At 65.8% G+C, this 19,476-nt stretch carries 24 protein-coding genes and 1 tRNA gene; 11 read left to right on the forward strand and 14 right to left on the reverse strand.

What is annotated here, in order from left to right:
* Positions 1 to 41: 41 nt before the first annotated feature.
* The gene (locus VGV41_RS02645) at positions 42 to 518 is read left to right on the forward strand and encodes a hypothetical protein (RefSeq protein ID WP_326862097.1); all 477 of its coding nucleotides are present in this window, start codon (positions 42 to 44) and stop codon (positions 516 to 518) included.
* A 1-nt stretch (position 519) separates the two neighbouring features.
* Here the strand turns inward: VGV41_RS02645 and VGV41_RS02650 are convergent, their stop codons facing one another.
* From VGV41_RS02650 to VGV41_RS02665, 4 genes are read right to left on the reverse strand one after another with little or no spacing between them, the layout of a single operon-like run.
* Positions 520 to 996, reverse strand: a complete 477-nt coding sequence (locus VGV41_RS02650) for a PaaI family thioesterase (protein ID WP_326862098.1) — start codon at positions 994 to 996, stop codon at positions 520 to 522.
* A 43-nt stretch (positions 997 to 1,039) separates the two neighbouring features.
* Complete coding sequence (locus VGV41_RS02655) at positions 1,040 to 1,546, reverse strand: tyrosine phosphatase family protein (protein WP_326862099.1); 507 nt, start codon at positions 1,544 to 1,546, stop codon at positions 1,040 to 1,042.
* A gap of 25 nt (positions 1,547 to 1,571) precedes the next feature.
* Positions 1,572 to 2,225 (reverse strand): HD family hydrolase, encoded by a 654-nt coding sequence (locus tag VGV41_RS02660; protein WP_326862100.1) that lies wholly within the window; start codon positions 2,223 to 2,225, stop codon positions 1,572 to 1,574.
* Positions 2,226 to 2,271: 46 nt separating this feature from the next.
* Positions 2,272 to 3,000: a HAMP domain-containing sensor histidine kinase gene (locus tag VGV41_RS02665; RefSeq protein WP_326862101.1), complete on the reverse strand. Its 729-nt coding sequence runs from the start codon at positions 2,998 to 3,000 to the stop codon at positions 2,272 to 2,274.
* Positions 3,001 to 3,207: 207 nt separating this feature from the next.
* Between VGV41_RS02665 and VGV41_RS02670 the strand changes: the two genes are divergently transcribed.
* Positions 3,208 to 4,131 carry a LysR family transcriptional regulator gene (locus VGV41_RS02670; RefSeq protein WP_326862102.1) on the forward strand — a complete coding sequence of 308 codons (924 nt, stop codon included), beginning with the start codon at positions 3,208 to 3,210 and terminating at the stop codon, positions 4,129 to 4,131.
* A 6-nt stretch (positions 4,132 to 4,137) separates the two neighbouring features.
* Here the strand turns inward: VGV41_RS02670 and VGV41_RS02675 are convergent, their stop codons facing one another.
* Complete coding sequence (locus VGV41_RS02675; protein WP_326862103.1) at positions 4,138 to 4,740, reverse strand: DNA-3-methyladenine glycosylase I; 603 nt, start codon at positions 4,738 to 4,740, stop codon at positions 4,138 to 4,140.
* Positions 4,737 to 5,621: a folate-binding protein gene (locus VGV41_RS02680; protein ID WP_326862104.1), complete on the reverse strand. Its 885-nt coding sequence runs from the start codon at positions 5,619 to 5,621 to the stop codon at positions 4,737 to 4,739. The genes VGV41_RS02675 and VGV41_RS02680 overlap by 4 nt, the downstream gene beginning before the upstream one ends.
* A 249-nt stretch (positions 5,622 to 5,870) precedes the next feature.
* Here VGV41_RS02680 and VGV41_RS02685 point away from each other — a divergent pair, with 249 nt between their 5' ends.
* Entirely contained in the window at positions 5,871 to 6,611 is a 741-nt protein-coding gene (locus VGV41_RS02685) for a response regulator (protein WP_326862105.1), read from the forward strand.
* A gap of 4 nt (positions 6,612 to 6,615) precedes the next feature.
* On the opposite strand, the gene VGV41_RS02690 is transcribed toward VGV41_RS02685, so the two are convergent.
* From VGV41_RS02690 to VGV41_RS02700, 3 genes are all read right to left on the reverse strand, one after another.
* The gene (locus VGV41_RS02690; protein WP_326862106.1) at positions 6,616 to 6,882 is read right to left on the reverse strand and encodes a hypothetical protein; all 267 of its coding nucleotides are present in this window, start codon (positions 6,880 to 6,882) and stop codon (positions 6,616 to 6,618) included.
* Positions 6,883 to 7,018: 136 nt separating this feature from the next.
* The gene (locus VGV41_RS02695) at positions 7,019 to 7,393 is read right to left on the reverse strand and encodes a TIGR02301 family protein (RefSeq protein ID WP_414705049.1); all 375 of its coding nucleotides are present in this window, start codon (positions 7,391 to 7,393) and stop codon (positions 7,019 to 7,021) included.
* A gap of 107 nt (positions 7,394 to 7,500) precedes the next feature.
* The gene (locus VGV41_RS02700) at positions 7,501 to 7,941 is read right to left on the reverse strand and encodes an NUDIX hydrolase (RefSeq protein ID WP_326862108.1); all 441 of its coding nucleotides are present in this window, start codon (positions 7,939 to 7,941) and stop codon (positions 7,501 to 7,503) included.
* A gap of 97 nt (positions 7,942 to 8,038) precedes the next feature.
* On the opposite strand from VGV41_RS02700, the gene VGV41_RS02705 reads away from it, so the two are divergent.
* The 5 genes from VGV41_RS02705 (at position 8,039) to VGV41_RS02725 (ending at position 11,718) form a co-directional block, all read left to right on the forward strand.
* Complete coding sequence (locus tag VGV41_RS02705; RefSeq protein WP_326862109.1) at positions 8,039 to 8,806, forward strand: SOS response-associated peptidase; 768 nt, start codon at positions 8,039 to 8,041, stop codon at positions 8,804 to 8,806.
* 62 nt (positions 8,807 to 8,868) lie between these two features.
* Complete coding sequence (gene ampC / locus VGV41_RS02710; RefSeq protein ID WP_414705050.1) at positions 8,869 to 10,020, forward strand: class C beta-lactamase; 1,152 nt, start codon at positions 8,869 to 8,871, stop codon at positions 10,018 to 10,020.
* Between the two features lie 94 nt (positions 10,021 to 10,114).
* Positions 10,115 to 10,804, forward strand: a complete 690-nt coding sequence (locus tag VGV41_RS02715) for an RNA polymerase sigma factor (protein WP_326862183.1) — start codon at positions 10,115 to 10,117, stop codon at positions 10,802 to 10,804.
* Positions 10,805 to 10,864: 60 nt separating this feature from the next.
* Positions 10,865 to 11,386: a DUF4142 domain-containing protein gene (locus tag VGV41_RS02720; RefSeq protein WP_326862111.1), complete on the forward strand. Its 522-nt coding sequence runs from the start codon at positions 10,865 to 10,867 to the stop codon at positions 11,384 to 11,386.
* A gap of 14 nt (positions 11,387 to 11,400) precedes the next feature.
* Positions 11,401 to 11,718 carry a cupredoxin domain-containing protein gene (locus VGV41_RS02725; RefSeq protein WP_326862112.1) on the forward strand — a complete coding sequence of 106 codons (318 nt, stop codon included), beginning with the start codon at positions 11,401 to 11,403 and terminating at the stop codon, positions 11,716 to 11,718.
* A 4-nt stretch (positions 11,719 to 11,722) separates the two neighbouring features.
* Here the strand turns inward: VGV41_RS02725 and VGV41_RS02730 are convergent, their stop codons facing one another.
* Genes VGV41_RS02730 through VGV41_RS02740 form a run of 3 tightly spaced genes read right to left on the reverse strand, consistent with a single transcriptional unit; the run spans position 11,723 to position 14,579 of the window.
* Positions 11,723 to 12,154, reverse strand: a complete 432-nt coding sequence (locus VGV41_RS02730; RefSeq protein WP_326862113.1) for a GNAT family acetyltransferase — start codon at positions 12,152 to 12,154, stop codon at positions 11,723 to 11,725.
* 6 nt (positions 12,155 to 12,160) lie between these two features.
* Entirely contained in the window at positions 12,161 to 13,597 is a 1,437-nt protein-coding gene (locus tag VGV41_RS02735) for an FAD-binding oxidoreductase (RefSeq protein WP_326862114.1), read from the reverse strand.
* 10 nt (positions 13,598 to 13,607) lie between these two features.
* Positions 13,608 to 14,579, reverse strand: a complete 972-nt coding sequence (locus VGV41_RS02740; protein ID WP_326862115.1) for an L-threonylcarbamoyladenylate synthase — start codon at positions 14,577 to 14,579, stop codon at positions 13,608 to 13,610.
* Between the two features lie 59 nt (positions 14,580 to 14,638).
* Here VGV41_RS02740 and VGV41_RS02745 point away from each other — a divergent pair.
* Positions 14,639 to 14,715 (forward strand) — tRNA-Pro (locus tag VGV41_RS02745).
* Between the two features lie 318 nt (positions 14,716 to 15,033).
* On the opposite strand, the gene VGV41_RS02750 is transcribed toward VGV41_RS02745, so the two are convergent.
* Complete coding sequence (locus VGV41_RS02750) at positions 15,034 to 15,405, reverse strand: hypothetical protein (protein WP_326862116.1); 372 nt, start codon at positions 15,403 to 15,405, stop codon at positions 15,034 to 15,036.
* Positions 15,406 to 15,627: 222 nt separating this feature from the next.
* Positions 15,628 to 16,209: a hypothetical protein gene (locus VGV41_RS02755; protein WP_326862117.1), complete on the reverse strand. Its 582-nt coding sequence runs from the start codon at positions 16,207 to 16,209 to the stop codon at positions 15,628 to 15,630.
* Between the two features lie 368 nt (positions 16,210 to 16,577).
* Between VGV41_RS02755 and VGV41_RS02760 the strand changes: the two genes are divergently transcribed.
* The gene (locus tag VGV41_RS02760) at positions 16,578 to 17,558 is read left to right on the forward strand and encodes a tripartite tricarboxylate transporter substrate binding protein (protein ID WP_326862118.1); all 981 of its coding nucleotides are present in this window, start codon (positions 16,578 to 16,580) and stop codon (positions 17,556 to 17,558) included.
* Positions 17,559 to 17,620: 62 nt separating this feature from the next.
* Entirely contained in the window at positions 17,621 to 19,348 is a 1,728-nt protein-coding gene (gene araD / locus VGV41_RS02765) for an L-arabinonate dehydratase (protein ID WP_326862119.1), read from the forward strand.
* The last annotated feature ends 128 nt before the right edge of the window (positions 19,349 to 19,476 follow it).

The following is a 19,476-nucleotide window of genomic DNA, read 5'->3' on the forward strand; positions in this document are numbered from 1 at the left end:
GCCGTCTTGTGTGCCGGTGGCGTCAGTTCGGAGTCGTTGCGATGTTGCGTGGGGTAGCGTTGCTGGTCGGCCTTGTGGCCGCCGTCCCGGCGCTTGCGGGGGAAATGTCGGCCGAAGAGGCGCGCCATTTCGTCATCGGCAAGCTGTTCAACTACACCTGTTTCGAAGGCACGCGCGGGCAGGGGCGCATCCTTTCCGATGGCTCGGTCGTCGGCTCCATTCAGTTCCAGGGCGAGGGCGCCGTCCGCTACGCGCGGCTGCCGGCGGGCACGCTGCGCGTGAAGGGCGAGGCGGTCTGCGCCTCGCTGCACGGCCTGCCGTTCCAGCCCTGCTTCAATCTGGAACGCACGAGCGATAAGAGCTTCCGCGGCTCCATCTCCGGCCTCGGCTTCGCCTCTTGCGAATTCACCAAGCACGAAGCGCACGCGGCGCTGTCGCATGCGGCCGAGCACCATGAGCGCCGTCATTCGGCGCAGCCGCTCGGCCTGCGGCCATCGATCACCGCGGACAACAAGTAGGCTAGTCCTTCGCCGGAAAGATCATGCAGGTCGTGGTCGCGTGGGCGTAGAGCCTGCCGGCCGCGTCCTTGATATCGCCTTCCGAGGTGGCGACGCTGCGGCCGCGATGGATGACACGGCCTTCGGCGCGCACGACTCCGGTCTCGGTCGTCATCGCGCGCACATAGTTGAGCTTCAATTCCAGCGTCGTCCAGACGTCGCCTTTTTTCATCGTCGTGGCGATGGCGCAGGCGAGCGCCGAATCGAGCAGCGTCGCGGCAAAGCCGCCATGGACGGTGCCGATCGGATTGTAATGGCGGAACTCCGGGGTGCCGGCGAACACGGCGCGACCCGGCTCCGCCTCGACGAGATGGAAGCCGAGCGTCTCACCGATCGGCGGCTGCGGCAGCGTGCCGTCGACGATCGCCTGGAGGAAGCCGAGGCCGTCATAGCTCTTGAGAATGCCCGGCGTGACCACGCCGTATTTGTGCTCGCCCACCTGTCGCCCCCGCTGTCTGCCGGCGGCAATCTAGCGCGAGCGCCTAGTGGAGATCGAGCCGGAACGGATGCCCTTCGGTGGCCGGCTCGCCGGGGCCAAGCGCCTCGACCGCGGCGATCATGCGCCCGTTGCGCTTGAGCAGGCGGTCGGCAACGCCGACGATGCGCGTGTTCGGCTGCGCGGTCGGCGAGGCGTTGCGGATCGCGCGCGCGATCTCGTTCTCGTCGCGCTTCGGATTGAGCGCGCAGGCGGCGACGAAGGCAGCGCCGGTCGAGCGGCTGATGCCGGCGAAGCAGTGCACCACCATCGGCGTCTTGCGGTCCCATTGGTTGGCGAATGCGATCAGTCGGCCGACGTGTTCTTCCGCCGGCACGGTGTAGCCCTCGGCGGCATCGACGATGTCGTCGACCGCGAGGATCAGGTGGTTGTCCGGCACGATATGGTCGGGCCATTGCACGCGGTCGCTCAGGCGCAGCAACGTGACGACGTGACGGGCGCGGGTTTCCTCGACGGTGGCGTAGAGTCGGGCGAGTGAGCAGACGTGGATCATGGCCGCGATCTAGTCCCCAGGTGCGTCATATCTGTGACGTGTGTTTCGCCGGCCCGCCGACGCGCAGCAACGTCTCGACCCGTTCGACGAGTCGCGTTTCGGCGGTGTCGGCCGGCCACGGCGTCAGGTAATCGCGGATCAGCGCGGCGGAATATTTTGGCGGCGCGCCGAAGAACTTGCGCGCCTCATCGTCGGCGAAGCCGGCGAGCCGTGTGGCCTCCAGCCAGGCGGCGTTGCGGTCGGCGGCCTTGATCAGCGCGGTCAGGTCCGCCGGCAGCTTCGCCGGCAGGCCGAAGCGCAGGTGAATGGCGGCGAGCAGGCGATGTTCCACCGCCTTGTAGCTGTCGCCGATGACCGCCTTGAACGGCGAGATCATGTCGCCGACGACGTATTCCGGCGCGTCATGCAAAAGCACCGCCAGCCGTCCGCGCGCATCGAGCCGCGGCGCCTTCGCGCGCGCCAGCGCCTCGACCAGCAGCACGTGTTGCGCCACCGAGAAGATGTGCTCGCCGCGCGTCTGCCCGTTCCAGCGCGCCACGCGCGCCAGCCCGTGCGCGATGTCCTCCATCTCGACGTCGAGCGGCGAGGGGTCGAGCAAATCGAGCCTGCGCCCCGACAGCATGCGCTGCCAGGCGCGGGGGGCGGTCTTTGTCGGCTTGGGCTTCGGCGACCGAGTCATCGGCGCTGTCTAGCACGCCGCGCCGCCGGCAATCAGCCCGCCTGCCTCAACCGGCGTGACGGCGACCAAGCGAGGGCATGGCGGCGCCATGCGCCAGCTCGCGGCCGGCAGCCTGCGGCAACTCCAGCACGAAGGTCGCGCCACGGCCGGCAACATAAGACAGGCGTCCGCCATTGCGCTCGGACAGTTCGCGCGCGATGGCGAGGCCGAAGCCCTGTGCGCCCTGCTCGGGCGTGCGGAAGAGCTTGCTCTTCACTGCCGGCGGCAAGCCCGGGCCGTCATCGGCGATGCGCACGGTGACGCCGGCCGCGCTGCGGCTGACGGAGAAGGTCAGCGTCGTCAGGCGGACGCCGGCGCGCGCTGCGGCGACGGCGTTCTGCGCCAGGTTGAACAGGATGCGGAAGACCTCGGTCTGGTCGCCGAGCACGATTACCGGCCCGTCGCCGGCGACGACGAAGTCGAAGCCGTCCGGCGTGGCCGGGGCGAGCACCGCGACAACCTCGTTGATGGTGCGCACGAGATCGAAGCCGCGCCGGCGGCCGAGCGGGCGCGGACCGGCGGCTTCCGCCAACGCGCCTGTGCACAACGTGCCGCCGCGGCTGATGAGGGCGAGCGCGGCGCTCGCGGCCTTGCTGCCGCCCGGCCCGGACAGCTTCTCCAGCCGCTCCAGGTGCAGGCCGATGGTCGCGAGCAGATTGCGCACGTCATGCGCCCGCTGGTGCGGCGGCATCGGGCCGAGCGTCGGGTTGGAGGCGGCGAGCGTGAGCTGGGTCATGGCGGGCAGTCCCGGTGAATGTGCGAACGGCGCCGGCCCGGCGCATGAAGGGGGCCGGGGCGACAGGTTCGGCTGTCCGAACCGCCGGCATTAAGACCGTTAGCCATGCGCTTCCGCCAATACCGCTTGGCTTTCGTTTTGATGCATAGTGGCTATGGACGGGGGGCGGGGGCGCCATGTGGCCGTCCAGCGGGATGGCCTTTCACGATGGAATTGCACCAGGTCCGGTACTTCCTGGCGGTCTGCGAGGCGTTGAATTTCACGCGCGCCGCCGAGGCCTGCCACGTCGCGCAGCCGTCGCTGACGCGCGCGATCAAGCAGCTCGAGGACGAGCTCGGCGGCCGGCTGTTTCACCGCGACCAGAGCGGCACGGTGCTGACCGAGCTCGGCCGCGCCATGCAGCCTTATCTGTCCGAAGTCGCACGCCAGTCGGCACAGGCGAAGGCCGCGGCGCACGCATACGCGTCGCTCAAACGCACGCCGCTCCGGCTCGGAGTCATGTGCACGATCGGCCCGGGCAATCTGGTCGAGCTCATCTCGGGCATCAACGACGATCATCCCGATATCGAACTGCAGATCGCCGACTCCGATGCCGCCACGCTGCACAAGCGGCTGGTCGACGGCGAGATCGAAGCGGCAATCGCCTGCTTTCCGGAGAGTGCGGACGAGCGGCTGCATCTGATGCCGCTGTTCCGCGAACAGTTCATGATCGCGCTGCCGCAGCGGCACCGGCTCGCCAGTCACAACGCCGTACGCGCGGCTGAGCTCAATGGCGAGCGCTATCTCAACCGCGCCAACTGCGAATACGTCAACGTCGCGCGGGAGTTGTTCGCCGAGGCCGGCACCAAGGTCAATCGCGTCTATCGCAGCGAGCGCGACGACTGGATCCTGGCGATGGTGGCGGCGGGGCTCGGCTTCGGCTTCATGCCGCAATATTGCCTGCCCGAGCGCAGTGACATCGTCATCCGTCCGCTGGTCGAGCCCGAGATCTGGCGCGAGATCGCGCTCGTCACCGTGCGCGGGCGGCCGCATTCGCCGGCGCTTGGCGTGCTGGTGCACCAGGCCATGCAGGCGAAATGGATGGGCGCCGAGGCCATCGCCGTGCAGCGCATGCGCGCCGAGGCGGAGTAGGGCGCACTAGCGGCGTTTCGCCGGTTCGTTGTCCGGATGGCGGAAGCAGGTCGTGAGGTGGTCGTTGACCATGCCGACCGCCTGCATGAAGGCGTAGACGATAGTCGGGCCGACGAATTTGAACCCGCGCGACGACAGCTCCTTCGACAGCTTGCGCGAGACCTCGGTTTCGGTCGGGATCTGCGCCGGCGTCTTGAAGTGGTTGATCTTCGGTTTGCCGTCGACGAAGTCCCACAGCAGCGCCGAGAAGCCGGGCCCCTTCTCCTGGATATCGAGCCAGCCGCGCGCCGAAAGCACCGCGCCCTCGATCTTGGCGCGGTTGCGCACGATGCCGGCGTCGCCCATCAGCTTCTCGATCTTGGCCGGCCGGTAGCGCGCGATCTTTTCCGGTTCGAAGTCGTCGAAGGCTTTGCGGAAGTTGTCGCGCTTGCGCAGGATCGTGATCCACGACAGCCCGGCCTGGAAGCCGTCGAGCACGAGCTTCTCGTAGAGCGCGCGGTCGTCGTATTCCGGCACGCCCCACTCCTCGTCGTGATAGGCGACGTAGAGCGGATCCTGTTTCGGCCAATGGCAGCGTTTGCGGCCGTCCTCGTGCAGCACGGCGCTCACGACGCCGTTCCCTGCGGCCAGTCGAAATGCGCCCAGTCGGGCTTCACCGGGCGCACGGTGATGCCGCCGGCGGTGAGCGGCACGCCGGCCGCCTGCGCATCGGCGACACGGTCGAGGCGCAAAAGCGCCAGGCCGCGGCCGTTGGCGGTCGCGCCCAGCACGCCGATCTCCTTCTCGCCGGCCATGACCGGCAGCCCGTTCATCGGCGCGAAGTCGTCATAGACGACCGGCACGACGCGGCTGCGCGCGCTGGCGCGATGCTGCACCCGCGACACCACTTCCTGGCCGACATAGCAGCCTTTGTCGAAATCGACGCCGGCGAGCTGGTCCATGTCGGCTTCGTGCGGGAAGGCGTCGCCATACATGAAATCCGCGCCGCCGCGCGGTACGCCGAGCGCGATGCGATAGGCTTCATAGGCTTCGGGTTCGGTGAGCGTCGCGCCGAGATCGGCGGCGGCCTCGGCCGCGAGATGCGGCGGCAGCATGAGCCGCGTGCCGAGCGCCGGCAACCGCGGGTCGGCGTAGCAGAGGCCGTACTCGGTCTCGCGCGCGCCATCCCATACAGCCATCACGCCGAGCACTTCGGACAGGTCCTCGACGATCACCTTGGCGCGCAATTTGTAGAAGTTGAGCTTCTCGACGAGCATGCGCGCCAGTGCGCGCGGGCAGTCGAGGAAGAAGCCGCCGCCGTCCTCCTCCGCCGCCTCGGCGATGATGAAGTCGGCGATGATCTTGCCCTGCGGCGTCAGCAGCGCGCCGAAACGGGCAGCGGCGGGGGATACCTTGCCCATATCGCAGGTGACGAGCCCGTTGAGGAACTTTCGCGCATCGTCACCGACGACCTTGATCACGCCGCGGTCGGGAAGGAGAGCTGCCTGCATTGCCAATCCTCTGCAACTTCGCCGTTCTTGCCAGAACCAAGAGGGCAACGTAAGCGCCTCCCCGGCAGCTGCCAGCAGGGAACCCGCTGCCGGCGGGCTTGACCAGAGGTAGTATTTCGCTACCTAACATAGTTGTCCCCAGGCTTCTGCTTGGGGCCGATCTTCTCGAATTGAAAACCACTTACGGTCAACTATCGCGCGTGCTCATTTAGACCCAAGCCCGCGTATGCCGGGTACCGGATCGAGGAAATGACCACGGGAGGCGAACTCCTATCGTTGCGCATGCTCCTGGTCGGAGCGCCCGCCGCCGAGCGCGATCTCTGGCTGCGCGGCGCCGGCGGCATTTCCGTGCCCGTCGACCTGTTCGCCCAGGAACCGGCGGAAGCGCGCACGACCCTGGAGCGGCAAGGGGCAGACATCTGCATCGTCGACGCCGCGTTGCCGGAGCAAACGCGCGCGGCGGTGATCGCGGCGGCGCGCTCCACGCGCCCGGCGCCGCTGGTGTTCGTCTGCGGTACCGCGCCGCAGGGCGGCGACCGTGTCGACGGCGTGCTGCGGCGGCCGACCAATCTCGCGGAAGCGAAGAAGTTCGCGGAGCTCTGCGTGCGCACGCGCCTGCCGACGCGCGTGCTGATCGTCGACGACTCCTCCACAATGCGCAGCATCGTGCGCAAGATCCTCGCCGCCAGCCGCTTCTCGCTGGACATCCATGAGGCGCCGGAAGGCATCGCCGCGCTGAAGGAAGTGCGTTCCGGCCGCTTCGGGCTGGTGTTTCTCGACTACCAGATGCCCGGCTTCAATGGCTTCGAGACCTTGTGGGAGATCAAGCGCGAGCACCCGCAGGTGGCCGTGGTGATGATGACCTCGACCGTCGACAACGCCATCGCCGACCGCGCGCATGCGGCCGGCGTGATGGCCTTTCTGAAGAAGCCGTTCTATCTGACGGATGTCGAAGCCGTGCTGGAGCGCTATTTCGGCTTCTACGGCTGACGGCTTACTGCCGCGCCTGCTCGATGGTGAATTCGCCGTTGCGGATGCGGGCGCCGAGCCCGTCGGCGAAGGTGGCCGCCGCTTCCTCGCCGTAAGTGGTCACGAATTCCGCCATCGCCGCGAACAGGCAAGCCTGCGCCAGGCAGTCGCCATCGATACCGTCGATGCGCGCCTCGGCCCAGGCCTCGTGCAGATAGGCCAAGGCGACCCGCTTCTGTTCATGGTCCGGCAGCGGCTCGCGCGCGTGCACGGAACTTCCGGCGGTGGTCATCCGGTCCTGCTTTCTTCTAAAACCGTGCGTCCGTCCCAGACGCCGTCCCCAAATCTCGAAAGGGACGTTATCACGCGGAAACCGCGGCCCCAGGGCACAATAAAGGAAAGGTTAACGCGGCAGCTGAAGCTGTGGATTAATTCGCGTAGCGCGCGGTGATTTCGCGGGCGATCTTGGCGCCTTCGTCGAGATAACGGCGGATCACCAGGTCGGCGGCGGGGGTGCAGGTGCGGTAGGTCTGCTGAAACCCGCGGTAACCGCGGTTGAAGTTGGCGACGATCTTGCGCCGGCGCTCGCCGTCCGGGGCCTCGGCGTCGAGCAGGGCCTGCATCTGGTCGCGCCATTTCTGCCCGTCATTGGCCTTGCACACCGTGCGCAGGTACTGCAGCGCGCCGAGGATCTCGGCCAGCCGCTGCAGGTCGGCATCGTAGGGCGCGGCCGGGGTGACGGCCGGGGCCGGCTCCGGCGCCTGCTGCTTTTGCTGTTTTTGGGCGTGCCCTGGCGCCGTCAGGCAGAGGATGACGGCGGCGAGCGTGAGAAGCTTCTTCAATTCAGGTAGACCCCCGCGTATCGGTGCTGATATGCGCCCGCTCTGCGGCAGCCGCAAGGCGTGGCCGTTCAGGCGTCCCGCAGCCGGTCCATGGCAGCGGCGACGATCTCGGCGAGGCCCTCGGTGGTCTTGAGCGCCTTGAGCTCGTCGAGGGTGACCCAGCGGAAGTCGTCCAGTTCCTCGTTGAGCACCGGCTCGCCCGCAATCCAGCGCGAGGCGAAGCAGAGGATGACGAAATGCCGTTCGACGCGGCCCTCGGCGTCGCGGATGACCGCCTCGCGGTGCCCGGCCAGCGCGACCGGGGCGATTGTCATCGCGGTCTCCTCCATGACCTCGCGCGTAACCGCCTCGGTCAGGGTCTCGCCGGCTTCGACCACGCCGCCCGGCATGGTGTAGACGCCGAGCGCCGGCTTCCGGGCCCGGCGCACGACCAGAACCTTGCGGTCGCGCAGGATCGCGGCGCTGACGGCGAGGAAAGGGCGGGTGGGATAGAGGCGTTCGTCGGCCACGGAGCGGGTCGTCCGGTGAAGGGCTCGCCGCTCTAGCATGAGCGGCGGCGGCCGGGCCAGCTTGCGCTGCCGGGCGCGAAGGCAGATATCTCTCGCCATGTGCGGCCGCTACGCGATCACATCGGCGCCTGAGGCGCTGCGGGCGCTGTTCGGCTATACCGAGCAGCCGAATTTTCCGGCGCGCTACAACATCGCGCCGACGCAGCCGATCGCCATCGTGCGCCTCGTCGAGGGCAAGCGCGAATTTGCGCTGGTGCGCTGGGGCCTGCTGCCGTCCTGGGTGAAGAACCCGAACGAATTCTCGCTGATCATCAATGCGCGCGGCGAATCGGTCTGCGACAAGCCGGCCTTCCGCGCGGCGATGAAGCGGCGGCGCTGCCTCATCCCCGCCGACGGCTTCTACGAATGGCAGGCGAGCGGCAAAGGGCCGAAGCAGCCGTTCTATATTCATGCCAGGTCGGGAAAGCCCATGGCCTTCGCCGGCCTGTGGGAGACCTGGGAAGGGCCGAACGGCGAGGAAGTCGATACCGCGGCGATCGTGACGACGCGCGCCAATCGCACGCTGTCGCCCTTGCACGACCGCATGCCGGTGATCATCGCGCCGGACGCCTTCGACCTCTGGCTCAATTGCGGCGAGGTCGACGCGCGCACCGCCGAGGCGCTGATTCAGCCTGCGCCGGACGACTTGCTCGAGGCCTGGCCGGTGTCGACGGCGGTGAACCGTACCGCCAACGACAATGCGGCGCTCATTTTGCCGCTCGATCTGTCGGCCGCGCCGGCGCCGATGCCGCCGAAGCCGAAGGCGGTTGCGCGGCCGCGCGTCAAGCATGAGGCGAGTGACGACGGGCAGGGCGCGTTGTTTTGAGCTGCGCCGCAAGATCGTTACAGCAGAAGAGGACGTCCATGAGCGCCGTCACCCGCGCTGCCATGTCATTTGCCACGGCCATCATGTTTGTCTGCCCTCAGGCAGCCGGCGTGCGGGCCGCGCCCGCGCCTGCTCAGGTGGCGACCGCAGTCGATACTGCATTTCGTCCATTGCTGGCGAAGTATGACGTGCCTGGGATCGCCGTCGCGGTGACCGTCGATGGACGCGACTATTTCTTTGCCTACGGCGTTGCTGCGAAGGCGACCGGCGCGCCGGTGACGAAGGATACGCTGTTCGAAATCGGTTCGGTCAGCAAGATCTTCACCGCGACGCTTGCCTGCTACGCGCAGGCGCTAGGCACGCTCTCGCTCGACGATCACGCGAGCAAATATATGCCGCAACTGCGTGGCAGCGCGATCGATGCCGCCAGCCTGCTCAATCTCGGGACATTCACGGCCGGCGGTTTGCCGTTGCAGTTCCCCGACAGCGTGCGCGGCGAGGCGTCGATGGTGACCTACTTCAAGCAATGGAAGCCGTCCGCCGCGCCGGGCACGCAGCGCAAGTATTCAAATCCGAGCATCGGGCTGCTGGGTCATGTGACCGCGCTGGCCATGCGGGGGAAGTTCTCCGACCTGATCGAAAGTAAGGTCTTCCCCGCGCTCGGACTTCGCCACAGCTACATCCACGTGCCTGCGGCCGCGATGGATACCTATGCGTGGGGCTACGACAAAGCAGGAAAGGCGATCCGCGTGCACCCGGGCATGTTCGACGCGGAAGCCTATGGCGTGAAATCGTCGGCCGCAGACATGATCCGGCTGGTCGAGGCCAACGTCAGGCCGGAGACGCTTGCGCCGGCGATCCGCCGAGCGGTCGAGGGCACGCAGGTCGGCTATTTCAAATCCGGCGAGCTGGTGCAGGGGCTCGGCTGGGAGCAATACCCCTATCCGGTCACGCGCGAGCGGCTGCTCGCCGGCAATGCCGACACGATGGCCTACGATGCGCACCCGGCGACGCGGCTCGTGCCTGAGCGCGCCCCGTCGGCGCCCACCTTGTTCAACAAGACCGGATCGACCAACGGCTTTGCCGCCTATGTCGTGTTCGTGCCGCAGAAGAGGATCGGGCTGGTGATGCTGGCGAACCGGAATTTTCCGATCGCCGCGCGCGTGAACGCGGCCTACGCTGTGCTTGATGGACTGGCCGCGGCAACACCGTAAACGCGGGCAGGGGCAGAATGCGGGAACCTTTGGACTTTACCTGCATCCAATGGGGGTTGAACCCGGAGGCCGTCGAATGTCGGTGCGTCCCATGATGCCAGTGCAAACCGTTGCCGGCTCTCTCCTCGATGCGCTCGCCGATGCGGAATTGGTCGAGCTTGCGCGCTTGCGCGACGAGCCGGCGATCCGCACCCTGACGGGGCGCTACAACCGGCGCCTGTTTCGCCTGGCGCGCAGTGTATTGCGCAACGACGCCGAGGCCGAGGACGTCGTGCAGGAAGCCTGGGTGCGCGCCTTCACCGCGCTCGACGGCTTTCGCGGTGACGCGGCCTTCTCAACCTGGCTGACGCGCATCGCGCTCAACGAGGCGCTCGGACGGCGTCGCCGTCAGCGTCCGACGATCGATTGGGACAGCTATGACGGGAACCCCAGCGAGGCCGAGATCATCAACTTCCCGGTGTCGGCGATGACGAGCGATCCGGAGCGAACGATGGCGCGAAGCGAAATCCGAGACGTCCTGGAGCGGTCGATCGACGAATTGCCCGACGGCTTCCGGTCGGTGTTCGTGGCGCGCATCGTCGAAGGGATGAGCGTCGAAGAGACCGCCGAGTTGTTTTCGCTCAAGCCGGAGACCGTGAAGACGCGGCTGCACCGCGCCCGAAGCCTGCTGCGCGAAGCGCTCGACCGGCAGCTCGGCCCGGCTTTGACCGAGACCTTCCCGTTCGGCGGCAGCCGCTGCGAGCGCATGACCGAGGCGGTCGTCGCCCGGCTATGCCGCTCCTGACGGGAACCTTTGGCGCGCTGCTGCATCTAATGAGTACCGATGTAGCACAAGGAGGTTTCCATGCGTATTTCCGTTTACGCGGCGCTCGCCGCACTGTGTCTGTCGCCGCTTCCGGCGCTGGCGCAAAGTGCCAAGCCCACCGACGCGCAGATCGCGCACATCGCCTACACCGCGGGCGTGCTCGATATCGACGCCGCCAAGCAGGCGCTGAAGAAATCGAAGAACAAGGAGGTGCGCGCCTTCGCCGAGAACATGGTCAAGGACCACACCGCGGTGAACAAGCAGGCGCTCGCCCTCGTCAAGAAGCTCAAGGTCACGCCGCAGGACAACCCGACCAGCCAGGCGCTCGCCAAGCAGGCGAAGGCCAAGCGCGACGAGCTTGCCAAGCTCAAGGGTGCGGCCTTCGATAAGGCTTACGTCGACAACGAGGTCGCCTATCACAAGACCGTCGACAATGCGCTCGAGACCACGCTCATCCCGTCGGCGAGCAATGCCGAGCTCAAGAGCCTGCTCGAGACCGGCCTCAAGATCTTCCAGGGCCACGAGCAGCACGCCGAGCACGTCGACGCGATGCTCAAGTAAACGGGAGTGAAGCCATGCGACCGGGACGAACTGCTCTTCTTGCCATTGCGCTCTGCGGCTTCGCAGCCGTCCCGGCGCAGGCGGCGACGATCGACGTCGTGATGCAGAATCTGGTGGTCAAGCCGGTGGAGGTGACCGCCAAAGTCGGCGACACGATCCGATGGGACAACAAGGATTTCGTGGCTCATACCGCGACCGCGACCGACAAGTCGTTCGACGTGATGCTGCCGCCGGGCAAGACCGGCAGCACGGTCGTCACGAAGGTCGGCACCTTCGACTATTTCTGCAAGTTTCACCCGAACATGAAGGGGAAGGTGACGGTGACGCCGTAACGCGTCACGGCGTTGGCTCGCGGCCGTCGAGCCATTTGGCGAAGACCGCGCGCGGCTGCTCGAAATAGCCGGCGGCCTTGTAGAAGTCGTACACGGCAGTGTTCTCCGCGCGCACCATCAGCATCACCTTCTCGCAGCCGCGCGCTTGCAGCCATTGCTCGCCGGCCTGCGTCATGGCGCGGCCAAAGCCCTGGCCCCGCCGCGCCGGATCGACGCCGAGATAATAGAACCAGCCACGATGGCCGTCGTCGCCAACCATCACCGTGGCGACGATCGCGCCGTTCTCCCGGCCGACGAGAACGGCCGCACAACCGCTCTGCTTCGCTCGAAGAATGTCGGCGCGGGCGTCGTTCCAGGGCCGCACCAGGCCGCAGCGCGTCCACAATTCGACGAGCGTCTCGGTGTCGGCGTCGTTCGCCTCGGCGATCGACAGCATATCGGCCTAGAGCACCTTGCCGGGATTGAGGATGCCGTTCGGATCGAGCAGGTGCTTGATCTTGTGCATGAGATCGATCGCCACCGGGTCCTTGTAGTCGGCCAGGATGTCGCGCTTCATCACGCCGACGCCATGCTCGGCCGAGATCGAGCCGTTGTATTTCTTCACCACCGCGAACACGACCTTGTTCACGTCGCCCCAGCGCGACAGGAACTGCGCCTTGTCGGCGCCTTCCGGCTGGTTGATGTTGTAGTGGATGTTGCCGTCGCCGACATGGCCGAACGGCATCGGCCGCGCGCCGGGGATGAGCTTGATCACCGCGGCGTTGGCTTCCTCGATAAAGGCCGGGATCGCGGCGATCGGCACCGAGATGTCGTGCTTGATCGAGCCGCCGAGGTGGCGCTGCACCTCGCCGAACATCTCGCGAATGCGCCAGAACGCCTTCGCCTGGTCGAGGCTCTCGGCGATGGTCGCGTCGGTGACGAGGCCGCGCTCCATGCCTTCGGTGAGGATCTCCTCCATCTGCTCGCGCAGGCCTGCGCGTGCCTGCGACGACAGTTCGACAAGCACGTACCAGGGCGAAGGCGTGGCCAGCGGATTGCGGCTCACGGAGTCGAACTTCACGACCGCGTCGATGCCCTCGCGCAGCATCATCTCGAAGGAGGTGACGTTGCCGCCCGAGCGGCCCATGGCGACGCCGAGCAGGTCGACCGCGGCCTGCGGCGAGGTCACTGAAGCAAACGCCGTCTCCACCGAGCGCGGGCGCGGCACCAGCTTCAAGACCGCGGCGGTGATGACGCCGAGCGTGCCTTCGGCGCCGATGAACAGATTGCGCAGGTCGTAGCCGGTGTTGTCCTTCTTCAGTTTGTTGAGGACGTTGAGCACGCGGCCGTCGGCGAGCACGACCTCCAGGCCCATCGCGTGCTGGCGCGTGATGCCGTGCGCGACCGCGGCGACGCCGCCGGCATTGGTCGAGAGATTGCCGCCGATGGTGCAGGTGCCTTCCGACGGCAGCAACTGCGGATAGAGCCGGTCGGCCGCGGCCGCCGCCTCGCGCGCGCGCTGCAGCGTGACGCCGGCTTCCACGGTCATCGTGTTTGAGACCGCATCGACCTCGCGGATCCTGTCGAGGCGGGTCAGCGACAGCACGACCTCGTTGTGATGCGGCACCTGGCCGCCGACCAGGCCGGTGTTGCCGCCCTGCGGCACGATCGCGGTTTTCGTCTCGTTGGCGAGCTTGACGATCGCGGCCACCTCCGCGACCGAACCGGGGCGCAGGATGACCGGCGTCTGTCCGTGAAAGAGGTCGCGCATCTCGACCAGATACGGCTCCTGCATCTGCGGATCGGTGATGGCGTACTTCTCGCCGACGATGGCGACGAAGCGCTTGAGCAGGTCGGGTGCGAGCGTGCGCTTGGGCTCATTCTTGACGAGGATGTTCATTGGCGAACCTCTAGGGTTTTGGTGCGGCAGCGCGCGCGAGCCGGTCGTTGATCGCTTCGCCGAGGCCTTCGTGCGGAATGGTCATTACCGCGATGTGGCGCGTACCGGAAGCATCCAGCGCGCGCAGATGCGAGAACAAATTGGCGGCGGCTTCGACCAGATCGCCGCGCGGCGACAGGTTGAGCGTCAGGCCTCGATGCGCCGGTGCTTGGCCGAAGGCGAGCAGCGCCTCGTCCGCGCGTGCGTCCTGCGCGTCCAGGCGGACGTCGGCGCGCGGCGCGTAGTGCGAACTCAGCATGCCGGGCGCGAGCGGTGCATCGTCCTCCGGCACAGCGGCGAGCGCCAGCGGCCGGCCGAGCACGCGCTCAATGGCCTCGCGCGGCAGCCCGCCGGGCCGCAGCAGCGTCGGCGCGCCGAGGCACGAGACGATGGTCGACTCGACGCCGACCGTGCACGGGCCGCCGTCGATGACCAGATCGATGCGGCCGCGCAAGTCGCCGAGCACGTGCGCGGCGCTGGTCGGCGAGACGTGGCCGGAGCGGTTGGCCGACGGCGCCACCACCGGACGCCCGAAGGCCGCGAGCAGCGCCCGCGCGGTTCGGTGCGCAGGGACGCGGATGGCGACGCTGTCGAGCCCGGCCAGCGCCAGGTCGGAGACGCCGCAGTCCTTCTGCTTCGGCAGCACCAGAGTGAGCGGCCCCGGCCAGAAGGCGGCCGCCAGTCGCTCGGCATCCGGGTTGAAGATACCGACCTGCAGCGCCGCCGCAGAATCCACCACATGCGCGATCAGCGGGTTGAAGGCCGGGCGGCCCTTTGCGGCATAGAGGCGGGCCACCGCCTCGCCATTACCGGCGTCGGCCCCGAGCCCGTAGACGGTCTCGGTCGGAAAGGCGGCGAGCCCGCCGGCCGTGAGGCAGCGGGCGGCGGCGGCGATGCCGGCGGCATCGGCGGTAAGGAGCTGTGTTGCCAATTCGACGGTCACGGTTTTCCGGTGGTCGCGCTTGCGTTTAAGGGCGCGGCGGTTATAAGACCGCGGCCAGTCGGAGTGTAGCGCAGTCTGGTAGCGCACCACGTTCGGGACGTGGGGGTCGCAGGTTCAAATCCTGCCACTCCGACCATTTCCTCCAGACATCCTCGATAGTTAGGCCCAATCCGGTGCGGCGCACCTCCGTGCGGACGAGCCATGCACGCAGCGCGGGCAGGGAGCCCGTTACCCTTGTGCGCGGGCGCGGGCCGCGCGTAACGTCGGGGGCTCAAAAAACGACAGGCCGGCTTTAGTCCGGTACTTGCGACTAGGTCCAGTCCGCGGGGCCGCTACGTGCGCCTATCGTTAGCGTGAGGATCGCGGGTTCTGTCGTTGTTCCGAGCCGTCGACCCAACGCGGTCCTTGGCTCAATCGTAGCGGGCGGTCCAGTTTGCTAGCCTCTCCCGCTTCATCAGAGCGAATTCTTCTCTTCGACCTTTTTGGCCTTTCGGAAGCTCTCGCGAAGAGGCTTATATTCGTAGATCACGATATAAAAGTCGGTCATAAGATTTGCTCTGATGCCCAATTGAACGTACACGCTGGCCGTTTCAAAATCTGAAAACCAAGAATTCTGGCCTGCCTCGATACCGCTTACGAAGTACTTATCTTGCGAGTACAAAGAGCCCCCGAGCTTTTCGACGGAATGGGGCCTGCCGTATTTTTCCGTTAGTAGAGATTTTAATTCGTCATATCTTCGACGGACATGATATCCGGTCGGATCGCCGTCGGCGCCTTTTCCCTTAATGAACAAACGCCAAAGATGCCCGTCTTGATCGAATGACAAGGATGGCTCCCTCTTGGTCCGCTAACGCCGCGGGTAGTCCGCTCGCTGCGAACGAGCTTCCATATTGGCGATCCGGTATGGCGACCAGTTTAGCCCCTGCTGCCTTGACTTCTTCAGTAGTCTCTCCCCACTTCAATCCCAGTGGCGCATTCGGTTGCTCGGCGTTCGCGAAAGCTGCCGCAAAGAGATAAATCGAAACTGAAATTATCAGCCTCGCAATGCTCATAATGCGTCCTTGTCTTTCACTATCGTGCCTTGCGGCGGCTCTGCGCTGGTTCGGGGCTTGGATGCGGCGAATACGGGGAGGCCGTAATGCAAGGAATAATATTTCATCCGCAGTTGATTGAGGGTCAATTCCTCGGTCGCAACATTTAATTGCGACATTACAAGCAACAAGCCGCCACTATATAAAGAGCGTTTTGCTTGTGCTTCCGAAAGTTTCTTTTCCTCATTCTTGATGTCGGCTAGGGCTGCGGTCTGCGCTGCTTGTGAAGCCGCAGGTCGTTCCTCGCCAGAAACAACATACTTTAGGTCTATGAAACGCAGGAGAGAATAGCGCTTTTGCTCAAGCATGGCCTGCGTATTCTGCAATGTTTGTAGGCGAGCGTCAGCCAACACCTTCAGCAATCCACCAAGCCGTACTGTATCGCCCTGAGCATCAACGATCTGCTTTCTGACCGCTGTGAGATCGTGGTCCAATTGGTCAGCAGTGGGCGGCGTGATTGTAACGAGCACAACAACCGAAGCAGCTAGGACAGCGACCAAACCAACCAAAGCGATCACTCCGACTTTGTGTGCCGTCATTTGTAATTTCCTCAGCCATTCAATGCTATCGTCTCTACTCTTGCTTGCAGACGGTCAAAATACCAGACGGATTCCGACGGCTTTCAGCAATCGATTGATCTTTCTAATGAATCATCTGAACGGAGACTTCGACCACTCCGCAATCATCCAATCCATTGAGGGTGAGAGGCCACCCCACTCCGACCATTTCCTCCAGACATCCTCGATAGTTAGGCCCAATCCGGTGCGGCGTACCTCCGTGCGGACGAGCCATGCACGCAGCGCGGGCAGGGAGCCCGTTACCCTTGTGCGCGGGCGCGGGCCGCGCGTAACGTCGGGGGCTCAAAAAACGACAGGCCGGCGCAGGCCGGCCCCCTGGGGGAACGTCCATGCACTTGAAAACCAGCATCGTCCTGCGGCTCGTCGCTGCCTTGCTCTGCGTGTCGTCGCTGGCGGCGGCGACCGCCCGCGCCGCCGATTATCCGACCCGGCCGGTGCACATCATCGTCGGCTATCCGGCCGGCGGCTCGACCGACATCGTCGCGCGCATCATCGGCGCCTGGCTCAGCCAGCGGCTCGGGCAGCAGTTCATCGTCGAGAACAAGCCCGGCGCCGGCAACAATATCGGCACCGAGCAGGTCACCAAGGCGGCGCCCGACGGCTACACGATGCTGCTGATCAATCCGGCCAACGCCATCAACACCTCGCTCTACAAGCACCTCAATTTCGTCTTCCTGCGCGACATCGATCCGGTGGCCAACGTCATCCAGGTGCCGAACGTGATGGAGGTGAATCCGAAGGTGCCGGCGAAGACGGTGGCCGAGTTCATCGCCTACGTGAAAGCCAACCCCGACAAGATCAACATTGCTTCATCCGGCAACGGCACCTCGATCCATCTGTCCGGCGAACTGTTCAAGATGATGACGGGGCTCAAGATGACGCACGTGCCCTACAAGGGCTCGGCCCCGATGCTCACCGATCTGCTCGCCGGCCAGGTGCAGGTGACGTTCGACAATCTGCCGTCATCGATCGGCCACATCAAGGCCGGCAAATTGCGTGCGCTTGCCGTGACCACCGCGAAGCGCTCGCCGGAACTGCCGGACGTGCCGACCGTCGCCGAGACCGTGCCGGGCTACGAGGCGAGCGCCTTCTTCGGCTTCGGCGTGCCGCACGGAACGCCGAAACCGATCGTCGACAAGCTCAACGCCGAGATAAATGCCGCGCTCAAGGATCCGGCCATGCTCAAGAAGCTCGCCGACCTCGGCGGCATCCCGGCGCCGGGCACTGCGGACGACTTCAAGACCTTCCTCGCCAACGAGACCGCGAAGTGGGAGAAGGTCGTCCACGCCGCCAATCTGTCGATCAATTGAGTGCATTTTGATATCTGCATCCCGGGCGGCGACGCCCGGGATGATTTTGTGAAGGCCTTGCCATGACACCGAAGAAACGCCCTGAAGACCTGCGCAGTCACCGCTGGCTCGGCGTCGAGGACATGCGCTCGTTCGGCCACCGCTCGCGCCTGCGCGGCGTCGGCTATGACGCGACCGATTGGACGGGCAAGCCGGTGATCGGCATCATCAACACCTGGAGCGATATCAACCCCTGCCACGCGCATCTGCGCTCGCGCGCGGAGAACGTGAAGCGCGGCGTGCTGCAGGCGGGCGGCTTCCCCATCGAACTGCCGGCGCTGTCGCTGGCCGAAACCTTCGTCAAGCCGACCACCATGCTCTATCGCAACATGCTGGCGATGGAGACGGAGGAATTGCTGCGCAGCCATCCGATCGACGGCGCCGTGCTGATGGGCGGCTGCGACAAGACCACGCCCGGCCTCGTCATGGGCGCGATCAGCATGGGCATTCCGGCGATCTACGTGCCGGCCGGGCCGATGCTGCGCGGGAACTGGCGCGGCGAATATCTCGGTTCCGGCTCCGACGTGTGGAAGTACTGGACCGAGAAGCGCGCCGGCAACATCTCCGACGAGGAGTGGAATGAGATCGAAGGCGGCATCGCCCGCTCGTTCGGCACCTGCATGGTGATGGGCACGGCGGCGACCATGATGGCGATCGCCGAGGCGCTCGGCCTGTCATTGCCCGGCGCGTCGTCGATCCCGGCCGCGGACTCGAACCACCCGCGCATGTGCACGGTGGCCGGCCGGCGCATCGTCGACATGGTGTGGGAGGACCTGACGCCGTCGCAGATCCTGACGCCGGCCGCCTTCGACAACGCCATCAAGGTGCACATGGCGATGGGCGGCTCGACCAACGCCATCATCCATGTCGTGGCCATGGCGCGGCGCGCCGGCATCGACGTCGACATGGACACGTTCGACCGGCTGTCGCGGCAGATCCCGGTGCTCGCCAACGTGCGGCCGTCGGGCAAATATCTGATGGAGGACTTCTTCTACGCTGGCGGGCTGCGCGCGCTGATGCAGAACCTGCGCGAAAAGCTCGACCTCTCCTGCCTCACCGTCACCGGCAAGACGATGGCTGAGAACATCGAAGGTGCGATGGTCTACAAGCCGGACGTCATCCACTCGCTCAACGATCCGGTCTACGCCGAAGGCGCCACCGCCGTGCTCAAGGGCAATCTTGCGCCGAACGGCTGCGTCATCAAGCCGGCGGCGGCCGATCCGCGTTTCCTCAAGCACCGCGGCAAGGCCATCGCCTTCGAGGACTACAACCACATGATGCGCGAGATAGAGCGCGACGATCTCGACGTCACGCCCGACCATATCCTGGTGTTGAAGAACGCCGGCCCGAAGGGCGGTCCCGGCATGCCGGAGTGGGGCATGCTGCCGATCCCGAAGCGGCTGCTGGGGCAGGGCGTGCGCGACATGATCCGCATCTCCGATGGCCGCATGAGCGGCACGTCCTACGGTGCCTGCATCCTGCACGTCGCGCCGGAAAGCTATATCGGCGGGCCGCTCGCGCTGGTGCAGACCGGCGACGAGATCGAGATCGACGTCGACAAGCGGCTGATCCATCTGCACGTGTCGGACGAGGAACTGGCGCGGCGCAAGGCGGCGTGGCAGAAGCCGGCTCCGCGCTATCCCCGCGGCTACGGTGCGCTTTATTCCGACCACATCGGACAGGCGGATTCCGGCTGCGACTTCGACTTCCTGGCGCCGCTCGGGCCCATTCCGGAGCCGGAAATCCACTGATCGCCGCCGCGCGTCGCCACATTGGAAGAATTAAAAAGACGGAGATTGGAAACGCTCCGATCTAGAATCTTCTAATGTTGGCCCGCATGGATTGACTCTTCCTCGACGATCTTTTGAAAGTGCGACCA

Source organism: Pseudolabrys sp. (genome assembly GCF_035943735.1).
In the GTDB taxonomy this organism is placed as follows: Bacteria; Pseudomonadota; Alphaproteobacteria; order Rhizobiales; family Xanthobacteraceae; genus Pseudolabrys.

What these genes read in the sequence shown, in the direction of transcription:
- VGV41_RS02755 (WP_326862117.1), bottom strand. Translation starts at nt 16,209, where the DNA reads ATGACGGCACACAAAGTCGGAGTGATCGCTTTGGTTGGTTTGGTCGCT.
- ampC (WP_414705050.1), top strand. Translation starts at nt 8,869, where the DNA reads ATGTCATTTGCCACGGCCATCATGTTTGTCTGCCCTCAGGCAGCCGGC.
- VGV41_RS02690 (WP_326862106.1), bottom strand. Translation starts at nt 6,882, where the DNA reads ATGACCACCGCCGGAAGTTCCGTGCACGCGCGCGAGCCGCTGCCGGAC.
- VGV41_RS02680 (WP_326862104.1), bottom strand. Translation starts at nt 5,621, where the DNA reads ATGCAGGCAGCTCTCCTTCCCGACCGCGGCGTGATCAAGGTCGTCGGT.
- araD (WP_326862119.1), top strand. Translation starts at nt 17,621, where the DNA reads ATGACACCGAAGAAACGCCCTGAAGACCTGCGCAGTCACCGCTGGCTC.
- VGV41_RS02735 (WP_326862114.1), bottom strand. Translation starts at nt 13,597, where the DNA reads ATGAACATCCTCGTCAAGAATGAGCCCAAGCGCACGCTCGCACCCGAC.
- VGV41_RS02720 (WP_326862111.1), top strand. Translation starts at nt 10,865, where the DNA reads ATGCGTATTTCCGTTTACGCGGCGCTCGCCGCACTGTGTCTGTCGCCG.
- VGV41_RS02655 (WP_326862099.1), bottom strand. Translation starts at nt 1,546, where the DNA reads ATGATCCACGTCTGCTCACTCGCCCGACTCTACGCCACCGTCGAGGAA.
- VGV41_RS02725 (WP_326862112.1), top strand. Translation starts at nt 11,401, where the DNA reads ATGCGACCGGGACGAACTGCTCTTCTTGCCATTGCGCTCTGCGGCTTC.
- VGV41_RS02665 (WP_326862101.1), bottom strand. Translation starts at nt 3,000, where the DNA reads ATGACCCAGCTCACGCTCGCCGCCTCCAACCCGACGCTCGGCCCGATG.
- VGV41_RS02705 (WP_326862109.1), top strand. Translation starts at nt 8,039, where the DNA reads ATGTGCGGCCGCTACGCGATCACATCGGCGCCTGAGGCGCTGCGGGCG.
- VGV41_RS02760 (WP_326862118.1), top strand. Translation starts at nt 16,578, where the DNA reads ATGCACTTGAAAACCAGCATCGTCCTGCGGCTCGTCGCTGCCTTGCTC.
- VGV41_RS02685 (WP_326862105.1), top strand. Translation starts at nt 5,871, where the DNA reads ATGACCACGGGAGGCGAACTCCTATCGTTGCGCATGCTCCTGGTCGGA.
- VGV41_RS02670 (WP_326862102.1), top strand. Translation starts at nt 3,208, where the DNA reads ATGGAATTGCACCAGGTCCGGTACTTCCTGGCGGTCTGCGAGGCGTTG.
- VGV41_RS02715 (WP_326862183.1), top strand. Translation starts at nt 10,115, where the DNA reads ATGCCAGTGCAAACCGTTGCCGGCTCTCTCCTCGATGCGCTCGCCGAT.
- VGV41_RS02730 (WP_326862113.1), bottom strand. Translation starts at nt 12,154, where the DNA reads ATGCTGTCGATCGCCGAGGCGAACGACGCCGACACCGAGACGCTCGTC.
- VGV41_RS02660 (WP_326862100.1), bottom strand. Translation starts at nt 2,225, where the DNA reads ATGACTCGGTCGCCGAAGCCCAAGCCGACAAAGACCGCCCCCCGCGCC.
- VGV41_RS02645 (WP_326862097.1), top strand. Translation starts at nt 42, where the DNA reads ATGTTGCGTGGGGTAGCGTTGCTGGTCGGCCTTGTGGCCGCCGTCCCG.